Annotated in this window: 24 protein-coding genes; 14 read left to right on the top strand and 10 right to left on the bottom strand. The window is 63.9% G+C overall.

Annotation, left to right across the window (positions count from 1 at the left end):
• Positions 1-144: 144 nt before the first annotated feature.
• The 4 genes from NKJ78_RS10325 (at position 145) to clpS (ending at position 1,660) form a co-directional block, all read left to right on the top strand.
• Positions 145-447, top strand: coding sequence for a hypothetical protein (locus tag NKJ78_RS10325; RefSeq protein ID WP_023683677.1), 303 nt, complete (start codon positions 145-147; stop codon positions 445-447).
• Positions 448-486: 39 nt separating this feature from the next.
• Complete coding sequence (locus tag NKJ78_RS10320; protein WP_023670004.1) at positions 487-717, top strand: hypothetical protein; 231 nt, start codon at positions 487-489, stop codon at positions 715-717.
• Positions 718-873: 156 nt separating this feature from the next.
• On the top strand, positions 874-1,221 hold the full coding sequence (locus NKJ78_RS10315) for a hypothetical protein (protein WP_023670005.1): 348 nt from the start codon (positions 874-876) through the stop codon (positions 1,219-1,221).
• A gap of 133 nt (positions 1,222-1,354) precedes the next feature.
• Positions 1,355-1,660: an ATP-dependent Clp protease adapter ClpS gene (clpS, locus tag NKJ78_RS10310; RefSeq protein WP_023670006.1), complete on the top strand. Its 306-nt coding sequence runs from the start codon at positions 1,355-1,357 to the stop codon at positions 1,658-1,660.
• Between the two features lie 42 nt (positions 1,661-1,702).
• On the opposite strand, the gene NKJ78_RS10305 is transcribed toward clpS, so the two are convergent.
• The 4 genes from NKJ78_RS10305 to NKJ78_RS10290 all read right to left on the bottom strand — a co-directional run bounded on the left by NKJ78_RS10305 (position 1,703) and on the right by NKJ78_RS10290 (position 8,735).
• On the bottom strand, positions 1,703-3,787 hold the full coding sequence (locus tag NKJ78_RS10305) for a membrane protein (RefSeq protein WP_023754937.1): 2,085 nt from the start codon (positions 3,785-3,787) through the stop codon (positions 1,703-1,705).
• A gap of 207 nt (positions 3,788-3,994) precedes the next feature.
• Complete coding sequence (locus NKJ78_RS10300) at positions 3,995-6,820, bottom strand: DUF4159 domain-containing protein (protein WP_352459842.1); 2,826 nt, start codon at positions 6,818-6,820, stop codon at positions 3,995-3,997.
• Positions 6,817-7,731: a DUF58 domain-containing protein gene (locus tag NKJ78_RS10295; protein ID WP_352459843.1), complete on the bottom strand. Its 915-nt coding sequence runs from the start codon at positions 7,729-7,731 to the stop codon at positions 6,817-6,819. The genes NKJ78_RS10300 and NKJ78_RS10295 overlap by 4 nt, the downstream gene beginning before the upstream one ends.
• Positions 7,731-8,735, bottom strand: coding sequence for an AAA family ATPase (locus tag NKJ78_RS10290; protein WP_352459844.1), 1,005 nt, complete (start codon positions 8,733-8,735; stop codon positions 7,731-7,733). The genes NKJ78_RS10295 and NKJ78_RS10290 overlap by 1 nt, the downstream gene beginning before the upstream one ends.
• A 146-nt stretch (positions 8,736-8,881) precedes the next feature.
• On the opposite strand from NKJ78_RS10290, the gene NKJ78_RS10285 reads away from it, so the two are divergent.
• The 3 genes from NKJ78_RS10285 to NKJ78_RS10275 are packed head-to-tail and all read left to right on the top strand — an operon-like array spanning position 8,882 to position 11,411.
• Positions 8,882-9,511 carry a DUF1285 domain-containing protein gene (locus tag NKJ78_RS10285; RefSeq protein ID WP_023670010.1) on the top strand — a complete coding sequence of 210 codons (630 nt, stop codon included), beginning with the start codon at positions 8,882-8,884 and terminating at the stop codon, positions 9,509-9,511.
• Positions 9,511-10,143 (top strand): CoA pyrophosphatase, encoded by a 633-nt coding sequence (locus tag NKJ78_RS10280; protein ID WP_023724971.1) that lies wholly within the window; start codon positions 9,511-9,513, stop codon positions 10,141-10,143. The genes NKJ78_RS10285 and NKJ78_RS10280 overlap by 1 nt, the downstream gene beginning before the upstream one ends.
• Complete coding sequence (locus tag NKJ78_RS10275; RefSeq protein ID WP_352459845.1) at positions 10,140-11,411, top strand: CCA tRNA nucleotidyltransferase; 1,272 nt, start codon at positions 10,140-10,142, stop codon at positions 11,409-11,411. The genes NKJ78_RS10280 and NKJ78_RS10275 overlap by 4 nt, the downstream gene beginning before the upstream one ends.
• 6 nt (positions 11,412-11,417) lie before the next feature.
• Here NKJ78_RS10275 and NKJ78_RS10270 read toward each other — a convergent pair whose 3' ends face one another.
• The 3 genes from NKJ78_RS10270 to hemF all read right to left on the bottom strand — a co-directional run bounded on the left by NKJ78_RS10270 (position 11,418) and on the right by hemF (position 13,248).
• On the bottom strand, positions 11,418-11,603 hold the full coding sequence (locus NKJ78_RS10270) for a DUF1059 domain-containing protein (RefSeq protein ID WP_023670013.1): 186 nt from the start codon (positions 11,601-11,603) through the stop codon (positions 11,418-11,420).
• A gap of 231 nt (positions 11,604-11,834) precedes the next feature.
• Positions 11,835-12,095, bottom strand: a complete 261-nt coding sequence (locus tag NKJ78_RS10265) for a DUF1344 domain-containing protein (RefSeq protein ID WP_023691597.1) — start codon at positions 12,093-12,095, stop codon at positions 11,835-11,837.
• Positions 12,096-12,333: 238 nt separating this feature from the next.
• The gene (gene hemF / locus NKJ78_RS10260; protein WP_023695814.1) at positions 12,334-13,248 is read right to left on the bottom strand and encodes an oxygen-dependent coproporphyrinogen oxidase; all 915 of its coding nucleotides are present in this window, start codon (positions 13,246-13,248) and stop codon (positions 12,334-12,336) included.
• A gap of 275 nt (positions 13,249-13,523) precedes the next feature.
• Here hemF and NKJ78_RS10255 point away from each other — a divergent pair, with 275 nt between their 5' ends.
• Positions 13,524-13,781: a hypothetical protein gene (locus tag NKJ78_RS10255; RefSeq protein WP_023683688.1), complete on the top strand. Its 258-nt coding sequence runs from the start codon at positions 13,524-13,526 to the stop codon at positions 13,779-13,781.
• Here NKJ78_RS10255 and soxR read toward each other — a convergent pair.
• Positions 13,778-14,224: a redox-sensitive transcriptional activator SoxR gene (gene soxR, locus NKJ78_RS10250; RefSeq protein ID WP_023691595.1), complete on the bottom strand. Its 447-nt coding sequence runs from the start codon at positions 14,222-14,224 to the stop codon at positions 13,778-13,780. The genes NKJ78_RS10255 and soxR overlap by 4 nt on opposite strands.
• Before the next feature lie 146 nt (positions 14,225-14,370).
• A complete protein-coding gene (locus tag NKJ78_RS10245; protein WP_023670018.1) occupies positions 14,371-14,829 on the bottom strand; it encodes a tRNA (cytidine(34)-2'-O)-methyltransferase in 459 nt (152 codons plus the stop codon).
• Between the two features lie 445 nt (positions 14,830-15,274).
• Between NKJ78_RS10245 and NKJ78_RS10240 the strand changes: the two genes are divergently transcribed.
• Genes NKJ78_RS10240 through NKJ78_RS10220 form a run of 5 tightly spaced genes read left to right on the top strand, consistent with a single transcriptional unit; the run spans position 15,275 to position 20,289 of the window.
• Positions 15,275-15,682, top strand: a complete 408-nt coding sequence (locus NKJ78_RS10240) for a hypothetical protein (RefSeq protein ID WP_023705916.1) — start codon at positions 15,275-15,277, stop codon at positions 15,680-15,682.
• A 27-nt stretch (positions 15,683-15,709) separates the two neighbouring features.
• Complete coding sequence (locus NKJ78_RS10235; RefSeq protein WP_023705915.1) at positions 15,710-17,605, top strand: ABC transporter ATP-binding protein; 1,896 nt, start codon at positions 15,710-15,712, stop codon at positions 17,603-17,605.
• 10 nt (positions 17,606-17,615) lie between these two features.
• Positions 17,616-19,499: an ABC transporter ATP-binding protein gene (locus NKJ78_RS10230; protein ID WP_023695811.1), complete on the top strand. Its 1,884-nt coding sequence runs from the start codon at positions 17,616-17,618 to the stop codon at positions 19,497-19,499.
• 3 nt (positions 19,500-19,502) lie between these two features.
• Entirely contained in the window at positions 19,503-19,979 is a 477-nt protein-coding gene (locus NKJ78_RS10225) for a GNAT family N-acetyltransferase (RefSeq protein WP_023737805.1), read from the top strand.
• 1 nt (position 19,980) lies between these two features.
• Positions 19,981-20,289 carry a DUF6665 family protein gene (locus tag NKJ78_RS10220; RefSeq protein WP_023670023.1) on the top strand — a complete coding sequence of 103 codons (309 nt, stop codon included), beginning with the start codon at positions 19,981-19,983 and terminating at the stop codon, positions 20,287-20,289.
• A gap of 20 nt (positions 20,290-20,309) precedes the next feature.
• On the opposite strand, the gene NKJ78_RS10215 is transcribed toward NKJ78_RS10220, so the two are convergent.
• A complete protein-coding gene (locus NKJ78_RS10215; RefSeq protein ID WP_352562428.1) occupies positions 20,310-20,654 on the bottom strand; it encodes a cupin domain-containing protein in 345 nt (114 codons plus the stop codon).
• A 314-nt stretch (positions 20,655-20,968) separates the two neighbouring features.
• Here NKJ78_RS10215 and petA point away from each other — a divergent pair, with 314 nt between their 5' ends.
• Positions 20,969-21,529 carry a ubiquinol-cytochrome c reductase iron-sulfur subunit gene (gene petA / locus NKJ78_RS10210; RefSeq protein WP_023670027.1) on the top strand — a complete coding sequence of 187 codons (561 nt, stop codon included), beginning with the start codon at positions 20,969-20,971 and terminating at the stop codon, positions 21,527-21,529.
• Positions 21,530-21,536: the final 7 nt, after the last annotated feature.

Genomic DNA, 21,536 nt, shown 5'->3' with positions numbered 1-21,536 from the left:
GCAAAGCCGATTTGCCAGAAACAATTCAGAAACAAAATTCTATAGTCCGGAAAAACTCCCGAAAAAAATCAAGGGCATAAAGGGTGCCGTGGCGGTCAGGACATCGGCTGCGACGCGAAGTCTCCGGAGTAACGGACATCACCAATGCACAGGTTCACGATCAGCTTGATGGGTGCGCTGCTCAGCATTCCGCTCGTCACAGCCGCGGTCGGAGCCACAACCGCAAAGGTGACGCCGATCACAAGGAGCGAGCGCTGCATCGATCTCAATCGCCAGGTAGACGAAGCCCTTGAAACCCATGCCGCGGCAACGCAGGTCACCGCGGCGAAAGCACTGCAAAGAAAGGGAAACCGGTTCTGCGCCAACAAGAAACAGGCACAGGGTATCCGGATGCTCGCGAACGCTTTGAAGCTGCTTGGAGTGACACCGATCGACCCGGTTCAGTGACACTCGAAACTCGACCCGCACAAAGAAGGAAATGAAGCCATGAAAAAGTCCATCCTCTCCGCAACCGGTCTCGCCGTCGCTCTCGCTTTCGCAATGCCGGCTCTGGGCAATGCCGCTGCCACCACGACCGCTGCTCCGGCTGCTTCCACGACCACCGCTCCGGCGACCACGACCGCCAAGCCCCCGGTGAAGAAGGTCGTCGCCAAGAAGCCCGTCAAGAAGCACAAGAAGGCGAAGAAGGTCGTCAAGACGGACGCCCCGAAGGCCTGATCCAGACAGCCAACAGGCTTGTCTGTAACAAGGCCGCTCCAGCACCCCCCCCGGCTGGAGCGGCCTTGTCGTGTGAGTGCATGATTACCCGTTGATGGGTGCCGGCCACCCAGGACTTTAACCCGTTTGCAATGCCGGTCCGGTAGGATAGCCCGCATGAAGAAGCGGCTTTCATCCATTCTGCGCTCGATGGCCATCGGCGGCCTTGTGGCCTCGGCAATGGTCAGGGTGCTGATCCAGTTCACCGCCAGCCCGGTGCCCGATCCGGTGAGCGGGCGCACGGAGCCGTCGCTGTTTGCACCGGCAATCTCCAGCAGCTGGCAATACATCACACCATGGCAAAGCCTGCTGCTTACCGTGATCACCGGCGCGGCGCTGGCCTGCTTCTTCGGCTGGCTCGCGGTCGCCTGGGTCGAATACAAGGCGGCCGGATCAAGGCCGGATGCGGCATCCAGCGCACGGCAATTCCAGGCTCGTCGCGTCGCCGATCGCCAGAGCCGTTGAACCGCAGCGTACAGTTCCTAAATTTGTGAACGGCAGCACTTCCGGGAAGCCGGTTTGGCGCGCCGATCAAAATGGACGACGGCTTTCCCCCATGACAAAGTGAGAGCGACCCCTCGCGCGATACCGGTTCCCGATGCCTGAAATCAGTTCCAAACCCCGCACCAAGACGAAGCCGCGGACCGAGCGGCCGAAGCTCTACAAGGTCATCCTCATCAATGACGATTTTACGCCGCGCGAATTCGTGGTGACGGTGCTGAAGGGCGAGTTCAAGCTCAGCGAAGACCAGGCTAACCGGGTGATGATCACCGCGCACCGGCTCGGCGTTTGCGTCGTTGCCGTCTTCACCAGGGATGTCGCCGAGACCAAGGCGACACGGGCCGTCGACGCGGCCAAGGCCAAGGGGTACCCGCTGCTGTTTACGACGGAGCCGGAGGAGTAGGTTGAGCGTCTTTCTCCCCGTATAGTGACGGAGAAGGGATCCTTACCTTCCCTCTCTGTACCACATCGCGCCCATGGCCAGCAGCAGCAGGCAAAGGCCGAGGAAGCCGCCGAACAGCGGTACGCGCGAGACGGCTTTGAGCACGCTGTCGTCGGTGCTGCGCAGGCCGATCCAGTCTGCGCCCGAGGCCGCACCGGAGGCACGGACCGGGACGATGGAGGGCAGGGCGACGCTGCCGGTGAGCTGGCCAAGGGTGGAGGAGGCCGCCAGCCGGCGCACGCTGCCGCCGGTGGCCTCAGTCGGAGCCTTCAAGCGGTCCTCGGTAGAGACGACGTCGGAGAATTCCGGAGCGTTGACCGGGCCGACATGGGCGAGTGCGGTCAGGTCACCATTGCCGATTTGGTAGAGGCCGATCTCCTTGGTCTCGATGCTGCCCAGGAAAACGCCGGGTTCGGACTTCTCCAGCTTGACGATCAGCGCCTTGCCCGAAGGGGTGATCACCTGCGCCGGGCCGGGATCGTCGCTCATCGTCTGGCGGCGGATTTCCAGCATCATGCCGCGGCCGTCGGCGGTCAGCCGCTCTTCCTCGAGTTCAGGTTCCTTCATCAGCCAGTGGGCGATGCGGCGGTAAAGCTGGACATGCGGCCCGCCACCCTCGAAGCCGCGCGCCCATAGCCAGCCCTGATCGGACAGAAGCATGCCGACGCGGCCTTCGCCCTTATGATCGAGCAGAAGCAGCGGGCGGTTGTCGGCGCCCTTCATCACCACTTCGCCTTCGGGGTTCTGCACGCCGATGGTGCGGAACCAGCGGCTCCAGCGCGGCGGCTCGGTCGCCGAGCCGTCGAGGCCGCGCGTCACCGGATGGCGCTGGCCGAGATCGGTGAGGCGCGGATAGAAGGCCTTGTCGATGACTTCGCCGGTCGGCATTGCCGGCAGCGACGACATTAGCGGGGTGCGGGCAATCGAGGAGTCGCCGGCATATTCCGGCCCGGCGGCGATCAGCAGCGCGCCGCCCTTTTCGACGTATTCGGAGATGTAGTCGTAATAGAGGATCGGCAGCACGTCGCGGTGCTGGTAGCGGTCGAATATGATGAGATCGAAATCCTTGATCTTCTCGACGAACAACTCGCGGGTCGGGAAGGCGATCAGCGACAGTTCGTTGATCGGCGTGCCGTCCTGCTTTTCCGGCGGCCGCAAAATGGTGAAATGGACGAGATCGACCGAGGCGTCGGATTTCAGCAGATTGCGCCACGTGCGCTCGCCGGCATGCGGTTCGCCGGAAACCAAAAGCACGCGCAAGTTCTCGCGGATGCCGTCGATCAGCGCGATGGCGCGGTTGTTGGCGTCGGTCAGTTCGCCCGGCTCGCGGTCGATGGAGAGTTCAACGATGTTCCGGCCGGCGCCGGGGATGGTCACCTGCAGCGGCATCGCCTGGCCGATGGTCGCCTCTTCGACCGCGACCTGCTCGCCATTGACCGAGACGCGGACATCGACCGGGCCGGTTTCGCCGTCGGTGGCGATGACGCGGTAGGTCATGTCGAGCGGCTTGCCGACGAGGCCGAAGCGCGGCGCGTTCTCGAAGCGGATGCGGCGGTCCTTCTCGTGCTCGTTGCCGGTGATCAGCGCGTGCAGCGGCGCATTGAAGTCGGGGGCGGCCGGTGCGTCATGCACCTCGCCATCGGTGATCATGATGGCGCCACCGATGCGCGAGGGCGGCACGTCGCGGAAGGCGCCTTCAAGCGCTGCAAAAAGCTTGGTCTCGGTGCGCTCGTCGGCGGCTTCCGACTTGCCGGCCTCGACGACGCGGACGTCGAACTGCTTGAAGCGGCCAAGGCGCTGCTGCAAACCGGCAAGCGCTTCGTCGGTCTGTTTGGTCCGATCGCCGATATCCTGGCTCTGGCTGCGGTCGACGATGACGGCAACGACGCTCTTCAGCGCCTCGCGCTCCTCATCGAGGAAGACCGGATTGAGGAGTGCTGCGCCCAGCGCAATCAGCGCCGCGAAGCGGAAGATCGCGCCGCGCTGGCGAAACCACAAGCCGACAGCCGCCAGCACCAGCAGCGGTGCGAGCACCAAAGCCAGCAAGGGCCAGGACAGCAGCGGTTCGAAGGAAATCGACCAGTTCACCGTTTACCCTCCCCCTTGTGGGGAGGGTCGATCCGCGTAGCCGAGCGGGGTGGGGGTAGGCGACAGAGCGCTGGCGCTGCACCCCCACCCCGGCCCACTGTCGTCGCTTCGCTGCGACAGCGAGCCGACCCTCCCCAAAAGGGGGAGGGTGAGGCTGCGCCGCCGGCGCCAGACAGGATCGAGACGAAATTAGCCAATACTGCCATCCTATTGCCCCAACCGTTCGAGCAGGATGGGCACGTGCACCTGGTCGGATTTGTAGTTGCCGGTCAGCATGTACATCATGATGTTGACGCCGGCGCGCAGCGCATAGATGCGCTGCATCGGATCCGATGGCACGGTCGGCAAAAGCGGGTCACCATTCCCGTCGACGGCCCAGGCGCCGGCAAAATCATTGGCGGTGATCAGGATCGGCGAGACGCCGTCGCCGACGCGTACCGGCCGATTCTCGGCATTGCTGGCCTCGAGCGAGGCTTCCACCCAGAGCGGGCTGCCGGAGAAGCGGCCGGGAAATTCGGGCAGGATGAAGAAGGATTTGGTCAGCACATGGTCGGCGGGCACCGGCTCCAGCGGCGGCACGTTGAGATTGCCGAGAATGTCGCGCAACCGTTCCGTCGCCGGGCTCGCCGAATCCGCACCGATGCCGTTGGCGAACTGGTCGCGCGTGTCGAACAGCACCGTGCCGCCCTGCTGCATATAGGCGTCGATGCGGGCGATCGCGGCTTGGCTCGGCATCGGCGCGGAAGGATCGATCGGCCAGTAGATCAGCGGATAGAAGGAAAGCTCGTCCTTCGAGATATCGACGCCCGCCGGCGCGCCCGGCTCGAGCGCGGTCTTCTCGATCAGGAAGCGGGTCAGGCCTTCGAGCCCGGCGCGGCTGATCGAATCGTCACCGGGCACACCGGTCAGCACATAGGCGATGCGGGTCTTGGCAATATCCTCGATTGCCGCGGCATCGCCGGGCTTGGCGTCGTCGGCGTGGGCGAGGTCGGCATGGCCAAACAGCATGCCGAGGCCAAGCAGCAGCGCAGCCGTCGTTGCTGCGGCCGATCGGCCGCGGCGCGGTCGGCGCGACATCAGCCCGCCCATCCAGAACACCGCCAGCGTGTCGAGCAGCATAAGCACAAGTGCCGCTGTGACCAGCGATCCCTTGAGGTCGCGCGATTCATCGAAAGCGTACTGGATATTGGTCACCGGCACTGTGAATTGCGGGCGCACCAGCGGCGCGAAGGCGGTGGCCGGTTCGAGCAGATTGTGGGCGAAAACGCCGGTTTCCGAGCCGTAGAGGCCGGGCGGGTTCTCGAACGTCACCGGCAGCGTGCCGGCGCCGGGGACCAGCGGTCGCGCGTCCGGCGTCGGCGGTACCAAAGTGCCGTCGGCGGCTATCATGCGATAAGGCGCCAGCGACGTAGCAGCGGCTTCGGCGTTGGCAACCGCCGCACCCTGGTTGCGCGACAGCTGCACGATGCGCCGCAGCATCTCGACGAAGCTGCCGGAGATCGGCAGCGTCGACCATGTCGCTTCCGGGGTGATGTGGAACAGAACCAGCGTGCCCTTGCCCTTCTTCAACCCGGTCACCAGCGGGGTGCCATCGGCAAGGGTTGCCCAGGTGCGTTCGACGATGTCCGGGGTCGGTTCGGCCAACACCTGCCGGCTCACCGTGACCTCGGCCGGCGGTGCGAGGTCGGCGAACGGGCCGTTCTTCGGGAATTCGGTCACCGCTTGTGGCGTCGTCCATGACAGCGCGCCGCCAAGCGAGCGCTCGCCGGTGCGCAGCCTGACCGGCAACAGATCATCGTCATTGCCGGCGGCGGCCAGCCGCGAACCGGCAAAGCGCACCAGCGTGCCGCCATTGTCGACCCAGTCGACCAGCCGCTGATGGACCTGTGGCGGAATGGTACCGATATCGGCCATGACGATCATCGCCGGCTTCTGGTCGAGAAGCTGCGGGATGGCGTCGGCGAGATCGACGCTCGACGGTTCGACCAGATCGGCGAAAGGCTGCAGCGCGCGCCTGATGTAATAGAGCGGCGACAGAAGCGGCTGCGCTTGGTCGGCCTCGGCCTGCGATAAAAGTCCGACGCGGCGGCGCTTGGAGCTTTCGTCGAGCACGCGCACCGCACCTGCCTGGCGTTCGCCGTCGAGCGCGATCGAGGCGAAGTCGTTGCGCAGTTCGAACGGCACCGCCATCGTGCCGGTGGCGGTGGTCTCACCCGGCGCGAAGGTCAGCGTCGCGTCGGCGATGCGGCGGCCCTTGTCGTCGAAGGCGCCGGCGGTGACTTGTGCCGGCGCCGGGTCGCCGGGCGCGCGGATGGCGGTCAGGGCGAAGCCGTCGACCTCGTTCTCGGCGCCGGTGAGCCCAGTCAGCGCCAGCCGGTCGGAATCGGCCCAGACGACACGGGCGGCGTTTTTCGACAGCAGTGTGTTGAAGGCGGCCTCGTCGCCCTTTGCCGCAAGGCCGTCGGCGAGAACGGCAACGCTGGCGCCGGGCAAGGTTTCCAGCACGCCGGCGACGCGGGCATAGACAGCGGGTCGGTCGGTCGGAATCGGCCTCGGCTTGGCGGCGCGCAGCCGGTCAAGGGCAGCCGCCGCATCGAAGGGGCCGATCTCGGCGTTCGGCTTTTCGGCGGTGAAGGCGATGACGACCGGTACGCCGTTCGAACCGGCATCGGCGATCAGCCGCTGGGCGGTGGCGACGCGCTTGCCCCAGTCGGCGGCACTCGCCCAGTCATTGTCGATGACGAGCGCCAGGGCGGCGCCCTCGGCCGGCAATTTTTCGCGCGGATTGAAAACGGGTTCGGCTAATGCCGCGACGACAAGGGCTGCCATCAACAGCCGCAGCAGCGTCAGCCACCACGGGCTCTGCTGCGGCGTTTCCTCGCGCTTCAGCACGCGAGCGAGGATCTTCAGCGGCGGAAAGATTTCGGACTGCGGCTTGGGCGGTGTGAGCCTGAGCAGCCACCAGATCACCGGCAGCGCCAGCAGGCCCCACAACACCATGGGAGCGCCAAAGGAGAGCGGCAGCCAGCTCATGCGCCGGCCTTTCCCACGAATGCGCCATCGACGGTCATCGCCATGTGGATGCGCACCAACGCCTCGGAAGCGAGGCGGTCGGTGTGGTTGACGGTGTAGCTCCAGCCGAGGCGCTTGCACCAGCTGGCCAACTCCTGGCGACGGGCGGTGTAGAGCAGGCGATATTCGTCGCCGAGCATTTCGGCGCGGCCGGCGGTCAGCTTGTCGCCGGTCTCGGGATCGGTGAATTCGGTGCGGCCGGCATAGGGAAAGGTCTCCTCCGCCGGATCGGCAACCTCGATCAGATGCGCACGCACGCCATGCCGCGCCAGCACATCGAGCCATTCCATGGTCTCCTCGACCGGGTCGAGGAAATCGCTGACGACGACGATGTCGCAGAAGCGGCGGATGGCGGACAGGTCAGGCTTTGCCGGCGGGTCGGCGGCGTGCATCAATTGCGCCGCGATGCGCTCGGCTCCGTTGCGGGCGGTGAACGGATCGGTCAGGCCGGGCCAGGCGATGCGCTCGCCGCTGCGAGATAGCAATTCGGCCATGGCCAGTGCCAGCACCAGCGCGCGCGATTCCTTGGAAACGCTGGCGCCAGTCGATTTGTAGAGCATGGAGGGCGATGGGTCGGCCCAAAGCCACACCGTGTGGGCTGCTTCCCATTCGCGGTCGCGCACATAGGTGTGGTCGTCCCGGGCCGAACGGCGCCAGTCGATGCGCGAGGAATCGCCTTCGACATAGGGGCGGAACTGCCAGAAATTCTCGCCGATGCCGCGCTTGCGGCGGCCATGCCAGCCGGCAATTACCGTATTGGCGATACGGCGTGCCTCGACCAGCAGGTCCGGCACCAGCGAAGCCCGCAAGCGGCCCCTGGCGAGCGCGTCGCGCGTCGCTGCCGGTGCCTGGACTTCGCCGATACGCGCCATCAGATTCCTTTGGCCAGTTTCGCTACCACGTCGCGCACGGTCGTGCCCTCGGCGCGGGCGGCAAAGGTCAGCGCCATGCGGTGCTGCAGCACCGGTTCGGCCAGCGCGCGGATGTCGTCCACCGACGGCGCCAGCCGCCCGTCATAAAGCGCGCGCGCACGGGCGCACAGCGTCAGCGCCTGGCTGGCGCGCGGGCCGGGACCCCAGGCGACATGCTTGTCGGCCTCGGCATTGCCCTGGCCGGGACGCGCCGAACGCACCAGTTTGAGGATGGCGTCGACGACGCTTTCGGGCACCGGCATACGGCGGATCAGCGTCTGGATTTCCCTCAGCCGCGCCGGCTGCAGCACGTTTTGCGCCTTGGCGTCCTCGATGCCGGTGGTCTCCAGCAGAATGCGCCGCTCAGCCTCGATTTCGGGATAAAGGATGTCGACCTGCATCAGGAAGCGGTCGAGCTGCGCTTCGGGCAGGGGATAGGTGCCTTCCTGCTCCAGCGGGTTTTGCGTCGCCAGTACATGGAAGGGTGCGGGCAGGTCGTGGCGAATGCCGGCGATGGTGACGTGATATTCCTGCATTGCCTGCAGCAGCGCCGACTGGGTGCGCGGCGAGGCGCGGTTGATCTCGTCGGCCATCAGCAATTGCGCGAAGATCGGGCCGGAGATGAAGCGGAAGGAGCGCTTTCCCGCCTCGTCCTGCTCCATCACTTCGGAGCCGAGAATGTCGGACGGCATCAGGTCGGGCGTGAACTGGATGCGGCGCGAATCGAGGCCGAGCACGACACCGAGCGTTTCGACCAGCTTGGTCTTGGCAAGGCCGGGCACGCCGACCAGCAGCGCATGGCCGCCGGCAAGCAGCGCCACCAGCGTGCGCTCGACCACCACTTCTTGGCCGAAAATGACACGGCCGACGCCGTCGCGCACCCTGGAAATATCGGCCAGTGCCGTCTCGGCCTGGGCGATCATGTCCTTTTCGCTGATTGGGCTTTCCTTGACCATTACGCTCATGCCGCATCGATCCTTGTGCTGGAAGTACCGGCTTGCACTGCAGTGTGCCTTAGAATGCCGCGATTCGGCTTCGCCTGGCGCCTACGAATGAATTTAAATCACAGACTTAGGCTGACAAGCGGAACAACAGTGACTATTTCGTGACCATGACGGAACGCTCCGAACATCGCGAACACAGCCTTGCTGCCGCAACCGAGGCGCGCGGTCTCGAAGCGTTGATCTCGCGTGCGGCTCGCGCCGGCAAGGGCGCGGCGCCGGTGGAGCGCTGGAATCCCGACTTCTGCGGCGATCTCGACATGGAGATCAAACAAGACGGAACGTGGTTCTATCTCGGCACGCCGATCGGCCGCATGCCGCTGGTGCAGCTGTTTTCCAGCGTGCTGCGCAAGGACGAGGATGGCAGGACCTATCTGGTGACGCCGGTCGAACGGGTCGGCATCCGCGTCGTGGACGCGCCTTTCATCGCGGTTGAAATGGATGTTTCCGGCGCCGGCGCCGAGCAGACCATCACCTTCCGCACCAATGTCGGCGATGTCGTCGAGGCCGGGCCTGGCCATCCGCTGCGCTTCGTCGACGAGAACGAGACCGGCGGCCTGAAACCCTATGTGCTGGTGCGCGGGCGGCTGGAAGCGCTGGTGGCGCGGCCGGTGATGTACGAACTGGTCGAGCATGGCGAGGAGATCGATATCGGCGGCAAGACGATGTTTGCCGTGCGCTCGAAAGGCGAAATCTATCCGATCATGCCGGCGGAAAAACTGAAGCGGCTGAGCGCATGATGGATCAGGTGAGGCCGCCGCCGTTTTCCACAGCGGATTTTCGCGCGCGGGTCGCGGCGCAAGCTGAAGCCCATGCCGGCGACGATTATGGCGATCATCGCTTCAACCCCGGCCATCCACGGTTGACGCAGCTCAAAGCGCTGCGCGACGCCGCGGTGCTGATCCCGGTCGTCGATCATGGACGCGATGCGACCGTGCTTTTGACCAAGCGGGCGGAAAAACTGCGCAGCCATTCCGGGCAGGTGGCTTTTCCCGGCGGCACCATTGATCCCACCGATGCGACCCCGGAAGCAGCGGCCTTGCGCGAAACCTTCGAGGAGATCGGGCTCGGCCAGGACCGCATTGAGATCATCGGCCGCATGCCCGATTATGTCGCCGGCAGCGGCTATCGCATCGCCCCGGTGCTGGCGATCGTCGAGCCCGGTTTTACGCTGTCGCTCAATTCCGACGAGGTCGACGCCGCCTTCGAAGTGCCGCTTTCGTTCCTGATGGATCCGGCCAACCACACCAGGGACAGCCGCATGTGGAACGACCTGGAATGGTTCTTCTACGATATGCCCTATGGCGGCCAGCGCATCTGGGGCGTCACCGCCGGCATCATCCGCACGCTCTATGAAAGGCTCTATGCTTGAGTGATCCGATATCGCTGGCGGGCAGAGCCGACTGGCTGGGTGAAAAGCATCTGCAGCGGCTGCTTGCCGTGCTGGCGCAGGGCGGCGAGGAAGCCCGCATCGCGGGCGGCGCGGTGCGCAATGCGCTGATTGGGCAGCCGGTCGCCGATATCGACGTTGCTACCACTTGCCTGCCCGAGGAAACCGTTCGCCGCGCCGAGGCGGCGGGCTTCAAGGCGGTGCCGACCGGCATCGAGCACGGCACGATCACGGTGATTGCCGGCGGCGCGCCCTATGAGGTCACCACGCTGCGCGCCGACATCGAGACCGATGGCCGCCGCGCCAAAGTGTCGTTCGGCCGCGACTGGAAGGCCGACGCCGAACGGCGCGATTTCACCATCAACGCGCTCTATGCGGAGGCTGACGGGACGGTCGTGGACCTGGTCGGCGGCGTCGGCGATATCGAGGCACGAAGGCTGCGCTTCATTGGCGATGCCGAGCAGCGGATCCGCGAAGACTATCTGCGCATCCTGCGTTTCTTCCGCTTTTTCGCCTGGTATGGCGAGGGTCGGCCCGATGCCGAGGGATTGAAGGCCTGCGCCCGGCTCAAGGACGGTCTCGCCCATCTCTCGGCCGAACGCATCTGGTCCGAGCTGAAGAAGTTGTTATCGGCCCCAGATCCGTCGCGCGCCTTGCTGTGGATGCGCCAGGCCGGCGTGCTCACCAGCGCCCTGCCGGAAAGCGAGAAATGGGGCATCGATGCCATTCATGGGCTGACCAAGACAGAGAAGGATCTGGGCTGGGCGCCGGAGCCGCTGCTCAGGCTGGAGGCGATCGTGCCGCCCGATGCGGCGCGGATGAAGACACTGGCCGAGCGGCTGAAACTTTCGACCACTGAGGCGGAGCGCCTGCGCCACTGGGCGCTGACGGCTGCCGTCGAGCCCAAGACAAGCGAAGCGGAACTGGCCAAGAAACTCTATTCCGGCGAGCGCCAGGGTTTTCTCGATCGCCTGCGGCTGTCGCTGGCGTCGGCGCGAGCGCGGGCTCTCGAGGACAATGACGCGCTGGTTCAGGCCGGCGGGTTTTCGCGCCTGCTCGCTTTTGCGCTGAAATGGGAAAAACCGGTGTTCCCAGTCAAGGGCGGCGATCTGACGGCGCTTGGCGCGTCGCCGGGGCCAATACTCGGTGCGATCCTGAAAAACCTGGAAAAGGAATGGATCGGGTCCGGCTTTGCGCTCGATCGCGACGCGCTGCTGGAGCGCGCCGCGGAAGCCTTGAAGGCCAGATAGGACTGCTCAGGCCGCGTCGCGAACTTTCTCGATGCGCGAGCGGATCGCCTCGATCATCGTCTCGCGGATGACCGTTTCGCCATGTGTCTCGCGCATATGGTCGACGGCGCGGCGCATGACCTCGGCTTCCTCACCGGCACGCGTGTGCCACTCACAGCCGGGAACCAGCGAGCCGCAATGGAATTCCTTCATGGGATTTTCTCCTTTTCCTCCTTGGAGCCTGTGCCTCTCATGGGCACACGAAGCTCGCCATCTCTGTTCCGCGCCCTGTCACAGCAGTCAGTTTCGGGGGCGCGCACGGGGGAGTTAGCATAACACGGTTCCACGAGTTTGGTTGCCGTGGGGGCGAAAAAGGCGGAGCAGCGCTGCTCCGCCCCCTCTTGTCAGGCTAAGCCAAGGCAAGACAGTTCGGTCTTGTCCCCATCACTTCACGATCTTGACGGACTCGGCAACCTTGTTCTTGCCGCTCATGTCCCAGGAAACGCGGACCTTTTCGCCGGCCTTCAAGCCTGGATCCTTGAAGGTCTGGGGCAGCGTGAAGGTGGATCCATCGTCCAGAACAAGGCTCATGGCCGTGCCGTCATAGGTCTTGACCGTGCCCGTGGTGTGCTTGACCGCGGCAAAGGCAATCGAGCCGGAAGCGAGAAGGGCAGCGGCGGCTGCCGAAACAATGAGCTTTCGCATGTAATACTCCTGGAAATGCGGGCATCCGTTTGGAAAATGCTCCGCCTTGTTCAGGGCCGTCCGGTAGCGTCGTGTCGCGGTTCGGGACTGAACCGCCGGCGCTTCCCGGCCCGAAACGACAAATAGTCGTTTTATTTCAATTGCCTATTAGACGAAAAAGATAATGGCGATGCCACATTGGCTGCCCAGATTCGGCGAATGGGACGTCAATGCGGCTCACGTTTCGCTCACCGATTTTTTACGGCCACCTGACCTCCGGCGGCAGGCTGGACAGGATCGAAGCGACATTGCCGCCGGTCTTCAGGCCGAAGATGGTGCCGCGATCGTGAAGAAGGTTGAATTCGACGTAACGGCCGCGGCGAATGAGCTGCTCGTCGCGGTCGTCGTCGGTCCAGTTCTCGTTGAAATGGGCGCGAACCAGGTGTCCGTAGACGACAAGGAAAGAACGCCCGACATCCTGGACGAAGTTCAAATCGGCATTCCAGCCGCCTTTCTCCTCCCCCGAATGCAGCCAGTCGAAAAAGATGCCGCCGACGCCGCGCGGCTCGTGGCGGTGCGGCAGATAGAAATACTCGTCGCACCAGGCCTTGAATTTGGGGTGGTCGGCGATCGCAGCGTTCTTCTCGCAGGCGAACTGCATGGCTCGATGGAAGGCGACCGTGTCGGGGTGATCTTCCGTGCGGTTGCGGTCGAGCACCGGCGTCAGATCGGCGCCGCCGCCAAACCAGTGGCGCGACGTCACGACCATGCGGGTGTTCATGTGCACGGCCGGCACGTTGGGGTTCCAGGGATGCGCGATCAACGAAATGCCTGATGCCCAGAAGCTCGGGTCTTCCTCGGCGCCGGGCATCTGCTTCCTGAATTCGGGCGAGAATTCGCCATAGACGGTCGAAGTATGGACGCCGACCTTCTCGAAGACGCGGCCGCGCATCATCGCCATGGCGCCGCCGCCGCCCTTTCCATTGTCGCGTTCCCACGGCGTCTTCTCGAAGCTGCCGGGCGACCATTCGGCCAGTGGTCCCTGCAGTTCCTGTTCGATCTGCTCGAAGGTTGTGCAAATGCGCTCGCGCAGCGTCTCGAACCAGAGCCTAGCCTTCATTTTCTTCTGTTCGATGTCGGGTGGCAGGCCTGCCGGTATTTCTGGTCGTTCCAAAATGCTGTCTCCGGTCGCGGCCGACAAAGGACCTAGTGGAGTGAATTTGACATTTGCACACAGCGTGGCGCAGGGCACGATGCAAATGTCAAATTCGAAAACTCCACCAGAAACATAAACTTGCTAGTGGTCCTTGTGATTCCAACATTCGCAACGGCGCCTGGGGATTAGGGAGGCGAATGTTGGAATCGGACCACTAGCCTTTTCCGGGCGCGATCCCTAATCTCTTAGGGGCAAGGGTCAAGTGTCATCTGGTTCGGCCCAGGAGTTCTTTCATGCGCACGCCGGCAAGACCGCCGCTGCATGGCCTGAAGAAAAGGCTCGATCGTTCACGCGCCGAGCGCGAGCGCATGCCGCGTGACGGGTTTTTGCGCGAGACCTTCGTCCTGCCGCGCCCGGATGCGCGGCTCAAGGCCAAGGAATGGTTCGAGCGTTTTCCCAAGCAGGCCTACTGGACCGAGATCGAAAGCTGGTTCGAACGGCCGGGCGACGTAATCGAATTCACCATACGGCGGCTGCCCGCGGCGGATTAGGATTCCACAAGCAGTCGCCTTGCGCCCGGCCCTTGCGCACTCAAGCGATCTTCCCTGTTTCGCAGCGGGCATTTGTCGATCGACATGCAGCCGCAGCCGATGCAGTCGGTAAGGCCGTCGCGCAGCTTCTTTAGCTGAGTGATCTTGCGATCGAGGTCGTCGCGCCAGCCGGTCGACAACAGGTTCCAGTCCTCGCGCGTCGGGGTACGGCCTTCTGGCAGCGATTCAAGTGCGGCGCCGATCTCGGCCAGCGAGATGCCGACCTCCTGGGCGATCCGGATGATCGCCACCCGCCGCAGCACATCGCGGCCATAGCGCCGCTGGTTGCCCGACGTGCGGTGGCTGCGGATCAGCCCGCGCGCCTCGTAGAAATGCAGCGCCGACACCGCCACGCCGCTGCGCATGGCCAACTGGCCGACCGTCAATTCCTTTACCGGAGCCATCTCGATTTTCCGCTTGACCTCAACTTAAGTTGAGCTTGTAGCCAGGAAATGTCGATAGGGCAATTGAGGAGAAGGCGATGTGCGCCTGGGTGAGAATGATGCAAGACGCAAGGGCCGTTGGCGATGACGACAACGCGTTGAAGGTTCTAGCCGAGTTGCCGGATGGCTTCACCGGCGACCATGGCGACGGACAGCGCGACGTTGATGCTGCGCGTGCCCGGCTGCATCGGGATCGTCAGCCGCGCATCCGCCGCCTGATGGACAGGATCCGGCACGCCGGCGGATTCGCGGCCGAACAGCAGGATGTCGCCTTGGGCGAAGCTGAAGCCCGTATAGGGGGTCGCGGCTTTGGTGGTGAGCAGCACCAGCCGGCAGGCTTGGCCCTTGCGCCAATCCTCGAAGGCGTTCCAGTCGACATGCCGGGTCAGGGCAGCCATTTCGAGGTAGTCCATCCCGGCGCGCTTGAGCGCTTTGTCGGAGAGCGGAAAGCCGGCTGGTTCGATAATGTCGACGCCAAGGCCGAGGCAGGCGGCGAAGCGCAGGATTGTTCCGGTGTTGCCGGCGATGTCAGGCTGGTAGAGGGCGATGCGGAGACGGTGGTTCATTTCCGCGTCTTTCTAATAAGTGGCAGATCGGCCACAGCGGGTGGCTGGTTTTGGAAATTGCTGGACCTGCGGGTGGCCATTTTCTGCGAAGTCGATTATACCGCACGCATTGTCAACCCGAACCGATGGAGGGGTATTTCATGATGACCATGCACATCCAGCGCCCCTCCCGTGGGCTTACCTGCCTGCTGGCGGTTTCGGTACGACGATTTACCTGATCTCTTAGATCTGATCGCACCGATTCCCGCCGAACCCAATTTTCGGCTCTCGAAGGAATCCTGCGATGTTTTTCAAACGGTCAAAGGGGCCAAGCGCCCCAGCTGAGCATGTCGCGACCGAGGCCTATCCTCGTGTCCCGACGGATGCAATCCGTGCCTCCGGCCGAAGGCCGGCGCACGACATTGCTTCGCCTTTTTATGTCTATTTTCACACGGAGGACGGACCGATGTTCGATCCCTATAAGATACCTGGTTCAAGAAGCCTGCACGAACGCAAGACGGCGACCTGGGCGTTGCTAGTCGGCGAGACCTATTCGTCGGCGGTTCATGCCGAGACGCGCCGGCGTCCGCATCGCGGCATGTTGCCGGATGTCGATTTCTCGCGTGCGGTTCCCGACCACAGCCGGCCGTCGCTGGTGCGCCGGATCATCCGGCTGATCCGGCCGGGCGCGAAAAACCGGACTGGCGGCGGCGTGCCGTCAGCTCAGTCGAAGGCTTCTGTCGGTGAAAAGCCCGCAAGTCCCTATATTGCGCGAAGCAGGACCGATGGCCCGGGTGATTCCGGGCCGTCAGTCCCCGCCGACGTACGGTCTGGGGACGCGGAGCGCCCCGGGGATTTTTCCCGCGCCGCATGAGCGGACAACAGTTTTGTGAGCATCACTATGTTTAGCTGGTTTGAAAGAAGGCTCGATCCGTTCCCCGCAGCGGAACCGGTCGAGCCGCCGAAGACGCTGGTTGCCTTCTGCGTGCATTATACGCGCGGCGCCTGGCCATACATCATCGTCGACGCGGTGCTGGTGACGGCGATTGCCATCGCGGAAGTGTGGATGTTCGGCTTCATGGGCCACATCGTCGACTGGCTGTCCGGGCAGAACCGCGAAACCTTCCTGCAGACCGAGAGCTGGAAGCTTGCCGGCATGGCCTTCGTCGTGCTGTTCGCGCTGCCGGGTACGGTATGGCTGCATTCTTTGCTCAACCAGCAGACGCTGATGGGCAACTACCCCATGCGCATCCGATGGCAGGTGCATCGTTATCTCTTGAAGCAGTCGATGAGCTTCTACCAGGACGAATTTGCCGGCCGCATCGCCACCAAGCTGATGCAGACGGCACTCGCCGTGCGCGAATGCGTCATCAAGGTGATCGAGGTGCTCAATTACGTCATCGTCTATTTCCTCGGCATGCTGTTCATCGTCGGCTCGGCCGACTTGCGGCTGGCGGCACCTCTCGGCGTCTGGCTGCTCGGCTATATCGGGTTGTTGCGCTATATCATCCCGAAGCTGGGCAAGGTCGGCGAGGCGCAGGCCAATGCGCGCTCGACGATGACCGGCCGCGTCGTCGACAGCTACACCAACATCCAGACGGTCAAGTTGTTTTCCCATGCACGGCGCGAAGCAACGTTCGCCAAAGAAGGCATGGCAGGCTTCCTCGACACGGTCTACCGGTCGATGCGGCTGGTGACGGTGCTTTACGGGCTGCTCTATATCCTCAACGCGCTGCTCCTGTTTTCGGTGACGGCGCTGGCGCTGTGGCTGTGGCTCGGCCAGGCGGTGACGATCGGCGCCGTCGCCGTGGTCATCGGCCTCGTGCTCCGTATGTGGGGCATGTCGCAGTGGATCATGTGGGAAATGTCGAGCCTGTTCGAGAACATCGGCACGGTGCAAGACGGCATCGCCTCGATCTCGCTGCCGCGCCTGGTCGAAGACCGGCCGGGGGCGAAGGACATTGCCGTCACCAAGGGCGAGATCCGCTTCGACGACATTCGTTTCCACTATGGCAAGCAGAAGGGCGTCATCGAGAACCTGTCGCTGACGGTGAAGCCCGGCGAGAAAGTCGGCATTGTCGGGCGCTCGGGTGCGGGCAAGTCGACGCTGGTCAATCTCCTGTTGCGGTTCTACGACCTCGAGAACGGCCGGATCCTGATCGACGGCCAGGAGATCGCTTCGGTGACGCAGGATTCGCTGCGCGCGCAGATCGGCATGGTGACGCAGGACACTTCGCTGCTGCATCGTTCGGTGCGCGACAACATCCTTTACGGGCGGCCCGATGCGACGGAGGAAATGCTTGTCGAGGCAGCCGGGCGGGCCGAGGCGCTGGAGTTTATCGGCAGGCTTTCGGATCACACCGGACGTAAAGGGCTTGATGCTCATGTCGGCGACCGCGGCGTCAAATTGTCCGGCGGCCAGCGGCAACGCATCGCCATTGCTCGCGTTATGTTGAAGGACGCACCGATACTTATCCTTGACGAAGCGACGTCGGCGCTGGATTCCGAAGCCGAGGCCGCCATCCAGGAGAATCTCTACAAGCTCATGCAAGGCAAGACCGTCATCGCCATTGCGCACCGGCTGTCGACCATCGCGGCGATGGACAGGCTCGTCGTCCTCGACAAGGGCCGTGTCATCGAGGAGGGGTCGCACGAGGAACTCGTTGCCAGCGGCGGGCTCTACGCGCAGCTCTGGCAGCGCCAGTCGGGCGGGTTCCTGCTCGACGACGGTCCGGTCGATGCCGCCAATGACGCTGTTGCCAACGACATCGGCGTGAAGGGTGAAGCCGCAGAGTGATGACGTCAGCATGATGACAGCCGTCTATCGCTGGTTCGAGGACTGGGTCTATCCGTTCAGGGAGCCGGCGGACCTTCGGCCACCGCCAAGCGTCGGCGGCTTCCTCTGGCACTATGTCGGCCAGGCGAAGTTCGCCTTCTTCGCCATGCTGGTCATCGGCGGCATCGCGCCGCTGATCGAGGCCGGGCTTTTCTACTTCGTCGGGCGGCTGGTCGATATTCTCGACCAGCTTCCCGGTGAACGCAGCTGGGACGCGCTGTGGACCGCCGCCGGGCCTGAGCTTGTCTTCATGATCGCAGTGGTGCTGGTCATCCGCACCATCGTCGTCGGCCTGTCGGCGCTGGTCAACGAACAGACGATCACGCCGGGCTTCTACAATCTGGTGCGCTGGCAGGCGCACCGGCACGTATCGCGCCAGTCCTACACCTTCTTCCAGAACGATTTCGCCGGCCGTATCGCGACAAAAGTCTGGCAGGCGGGGCAGGCGACCGGCGACCTGATGGAGAGCTTCATCGAGGTCATCTGGTTCATGCTCATCTATACGGTGACGACCTTGGCGCTGGTCGCCGGGCTGGATCTGCGCCTGGCCGTGCTGGTGGTGATCTGGATCCTCGCGTTCGCCTGGCTGGCCAAGCTCTATCTGCCCTCGATCCGCAGGCATGCCGAGGCCACGGCTGAAGCTGGCTCGATGATCAATGGGCGCATCATCGATTCCTATTCCAACGTGCAGACGCTGAAGCTATTCTCGGCCGACGGCGACGACCGCTACATCAAGAACGGCTTCGACATCTATCTCGATGCACTACGGCCCTTCACCCGCCGGCTGACCGGCGTGCGCATGGCGCTGACGACGCTGTCGGGCATCATGATCACCGCGATTGGCTGCTTTGCCGTCTATCTCTGGGTCGAAGGGTCGATCACCGTCGGCGCCGTCGCGTTCACGCTGTCGCTGGTCTTGCGGCTCAACATGCTGCTCGGGCGCGTGATGATGCAGCTCAACGGCATATTGCGAAATCTCGGCGTCCTGGAAAACTCCAAGGCGCTGATCTCGCAGCCGCTTGGCCTTGTCGATGCGCCGGATGCGAAAGAGCTTGTCGTCGCCGGCGGCCGCATCGAGGTGAAGAATGTCGAGTTCCACTACGGCAAGGGTTTTGGCGTGCTGAATGGCATCGACCTTGTGGTCAAGCCTGGCGAGAAGGTCGGGCTGGTCGGGCCGTCCGGTGCGGGCAAGACGACCTTAGCCAATCTCATCCTGCGCCTCTACGACCTCGAGAGCGGGAAAATCCTGATCGACGGGCAAGACGTCGCCGAGGTGACGCAGAACTCGCTGCGCGCCAATATCGGCGTGGTCAGCCAGGACACGGCGCTGTTCCACCGCTCGCTACGCGACAACATCAAGCTCGGCATGCCGGATGCAACTGACGCAGAGGTGATCGCGGCGGCGAAGAAGGCCGAGGCGCACGAGTTCATATTGGGCCTGCGCGACAACCGGGACCGTACCGGCTACGAGGCTTTTGTCGGCGAGCGCGGCGTGAAACTGTCGGGCGGCCAGCGCCAGCGCGTCGCGATCGCCCGCGTCTTCCTCAAGGATGCGCCGATCCTGATCCTCGACGAGGCGACCTCGGCGCTCGATTCCGACATCGAGGCGGCGATCCAGGAGAATCTGGCCAGGCTGATGGAGAACAAGACGGTCATCGCCATAGCGCACCGGCTGTCGACCATCGCCGCGCTCGACCGTCTTGTGGTGCTGGACGGAGGCCGCATCGTCGAACAGGGCACGCATGACGAGCTGGTGGCGCTCGACGGGCTCTATGCGCGGCTGTGGAAGCGGCAGTCCGGCGGCTTCCTCTACCACGAGGAAAGCGTGCTGGAAGAGACACGGCCGGCGGAGTAGGGCATGGCAGCGTCGCCTGATATCGGCTACGTCCTCAAGCGGCTGCGGCCAACCGCGCCGGCCTTCGATGCGCTGAAGGAGGAGAGCCGGCTGGAAGGCTACTGGATGCTGGTGCGGCTGGCGGATGGCTGGGCGGGCGGCCGCAACAAGTTCCTGAAACGAGGCGAGGCGCTGTTTGGTGCATGGCATGGCCGAGAACTCGCTGGTGTGTGCGGGTTGAACATCGATCCTTATTTCGAAGGCAGGGACCACGGCCGGGTCAGGCACCTGTTCGTCAGCGCGCGTCATCGCCGCAGCGGCGTTGGCCGCATGCTGGTCGAGACCGTCATTGACAGGGCACGTCAGCATTTTGCCGTGCTGAACACCCGCGCGCCACAAGGAGCCTTTGGGTTCTATGAACGGCTTGGCTTCCAGCCGGTGGTGGGCGAAGAATTCGTCACGCACCGCATGATGCTCTCTCAAGACAGAAAAGGAGGCTGAGATGTCACTGCGTCCGCCATCCCTAGGCGCCTCGGCTGCCGAAGCCGCGTTCGACGCCCTCGGCCATGAGATACTGGCTGAAAAGGCCGCAGCGCTCGGCCGTGCCGGCCAACGGGTCGAGGAAACGCTGGCCAAGCTCCGTCAGAACAACGGCGACGAGGAGCAGCGACCGCGGCTGCTCAAGGAGGCTGCCGCGGCGGTGCACGCCTATTTCATCCAGCGTGAACTCTGCGGCCTGCGCCGGCATGAGTCGGCCATCCGCGAATACGATATCCCAAGGGCCGTGCTGGTCAGGCTCGGTGCAAGCTAGAGGTCACCAGCCGGCAACAATCATTCCAGCCATTCGGTGATGAAGCTGCCGTTTTCGTGGATGTCGGTCCTTTCGAGCGGGCCTGGGCCAAGATTGGTGAATTTGTGCGGCGTATCGGGCGGCACGATCAGGATCTGGCCGGCCGTGGCCTCTATCTGCTGGTCGCCGATCGTGAACAGGCCGATGCCTTGCCGGATGATGAAGATTTCACAATAGGGATGCGTGTGCAGGCGCGGGCCGCCGCCAATCTCTTCCTGATAGTTGAAAATCAGGCAGGAGTTGGAGTCGTAGGCGCCGCATTGCAGTTCGCCCTGCCAGCGGCCGGGCGTCCTGGTCCAGGTCTCGCGGTCGATGATGTGTGCCATGCCGGCGAGACTAGATCACGGCAACCTGTCCTGTCGAGACAGGCGGGGAGCCTCGGATTTGCTGATATTTCCCTGTTGTTTAGCCGCCTTTGCCGACCTTTGGGCATCTGGCCAACTGACGCGCTGTTCTGTCCCCGCGACAATCTGCCCTTGTGGCCTCAGCCCGCTGGACAAAAACGGGCTTCACGCATAAACCGAAATCCAAATGCCGGAGGAATTCGCTAGCTTGTTCGCCATGCGCTGTCGGGCCGGCGCGATGGAGCGGGGACAAAGCTCGGCCGCCGGCTCGGAAGAGGCGAAAGGATCAGGCACCCGTGAGCGCAACCGACACCCAGGATCCCAACCGTCGTGATTTTCTCTACGTCGCCACCGGCATGGCCGCAGTCGTTGGCGCAGGCGCCGTTGCCTGGCCGTTCATCGACCAGATGCGCCCCGATGCCTCGACGCTGGCGCTCGCCTCGGTCGAGGTTGATGTCGCCTCGCTGACGCCTGGCATGTCGCTGATTGTCAAATGGCGCGGCAAGCCGGTCGTGGTGCGCAATCGCACCGAGCAGGAGATGAAGGACGGCGAAGCCGTGAACCTTGCCGACCTCAAGGATCCTATCGCCCGCAACGCCAATCTGCCCGCCGATGCGCCGGCGACCGACGCCAACCGCACCACGCCCGGCAAGGAAGCCTGGATGGTGATGGTGCAGGTTTGCACGCATCTGGGCTGCATTCCGCTTGGCCAGGAAGGCGATTTCGGCGGCTGGTTCTGCCCGTGCCACGGTTCGGTGTACGATACCGCCGGCCGCATCCGCAAAGGCCCGGCGCCGGAAAATATGGCCGTGCCGGTATTCAAGTTCATTTCCGATACCAAAATCCTCATCGGTTGAGGCAGGG

Source organism: Mesorhizobium sp. M0037 (genome assembly GCF_040323635.1).
Classification (GTDB): Bacteria; Pseudomonadota; Alphaproteobacteria; order Rhizobiales; family Rhizobiaceae; genus Mesorhizobium.
The sequence above is the reverse complement of the archived record's forward strand: the minus strand, read 5'-3'. Positions and strand labels throughout refer to the sequence as shown.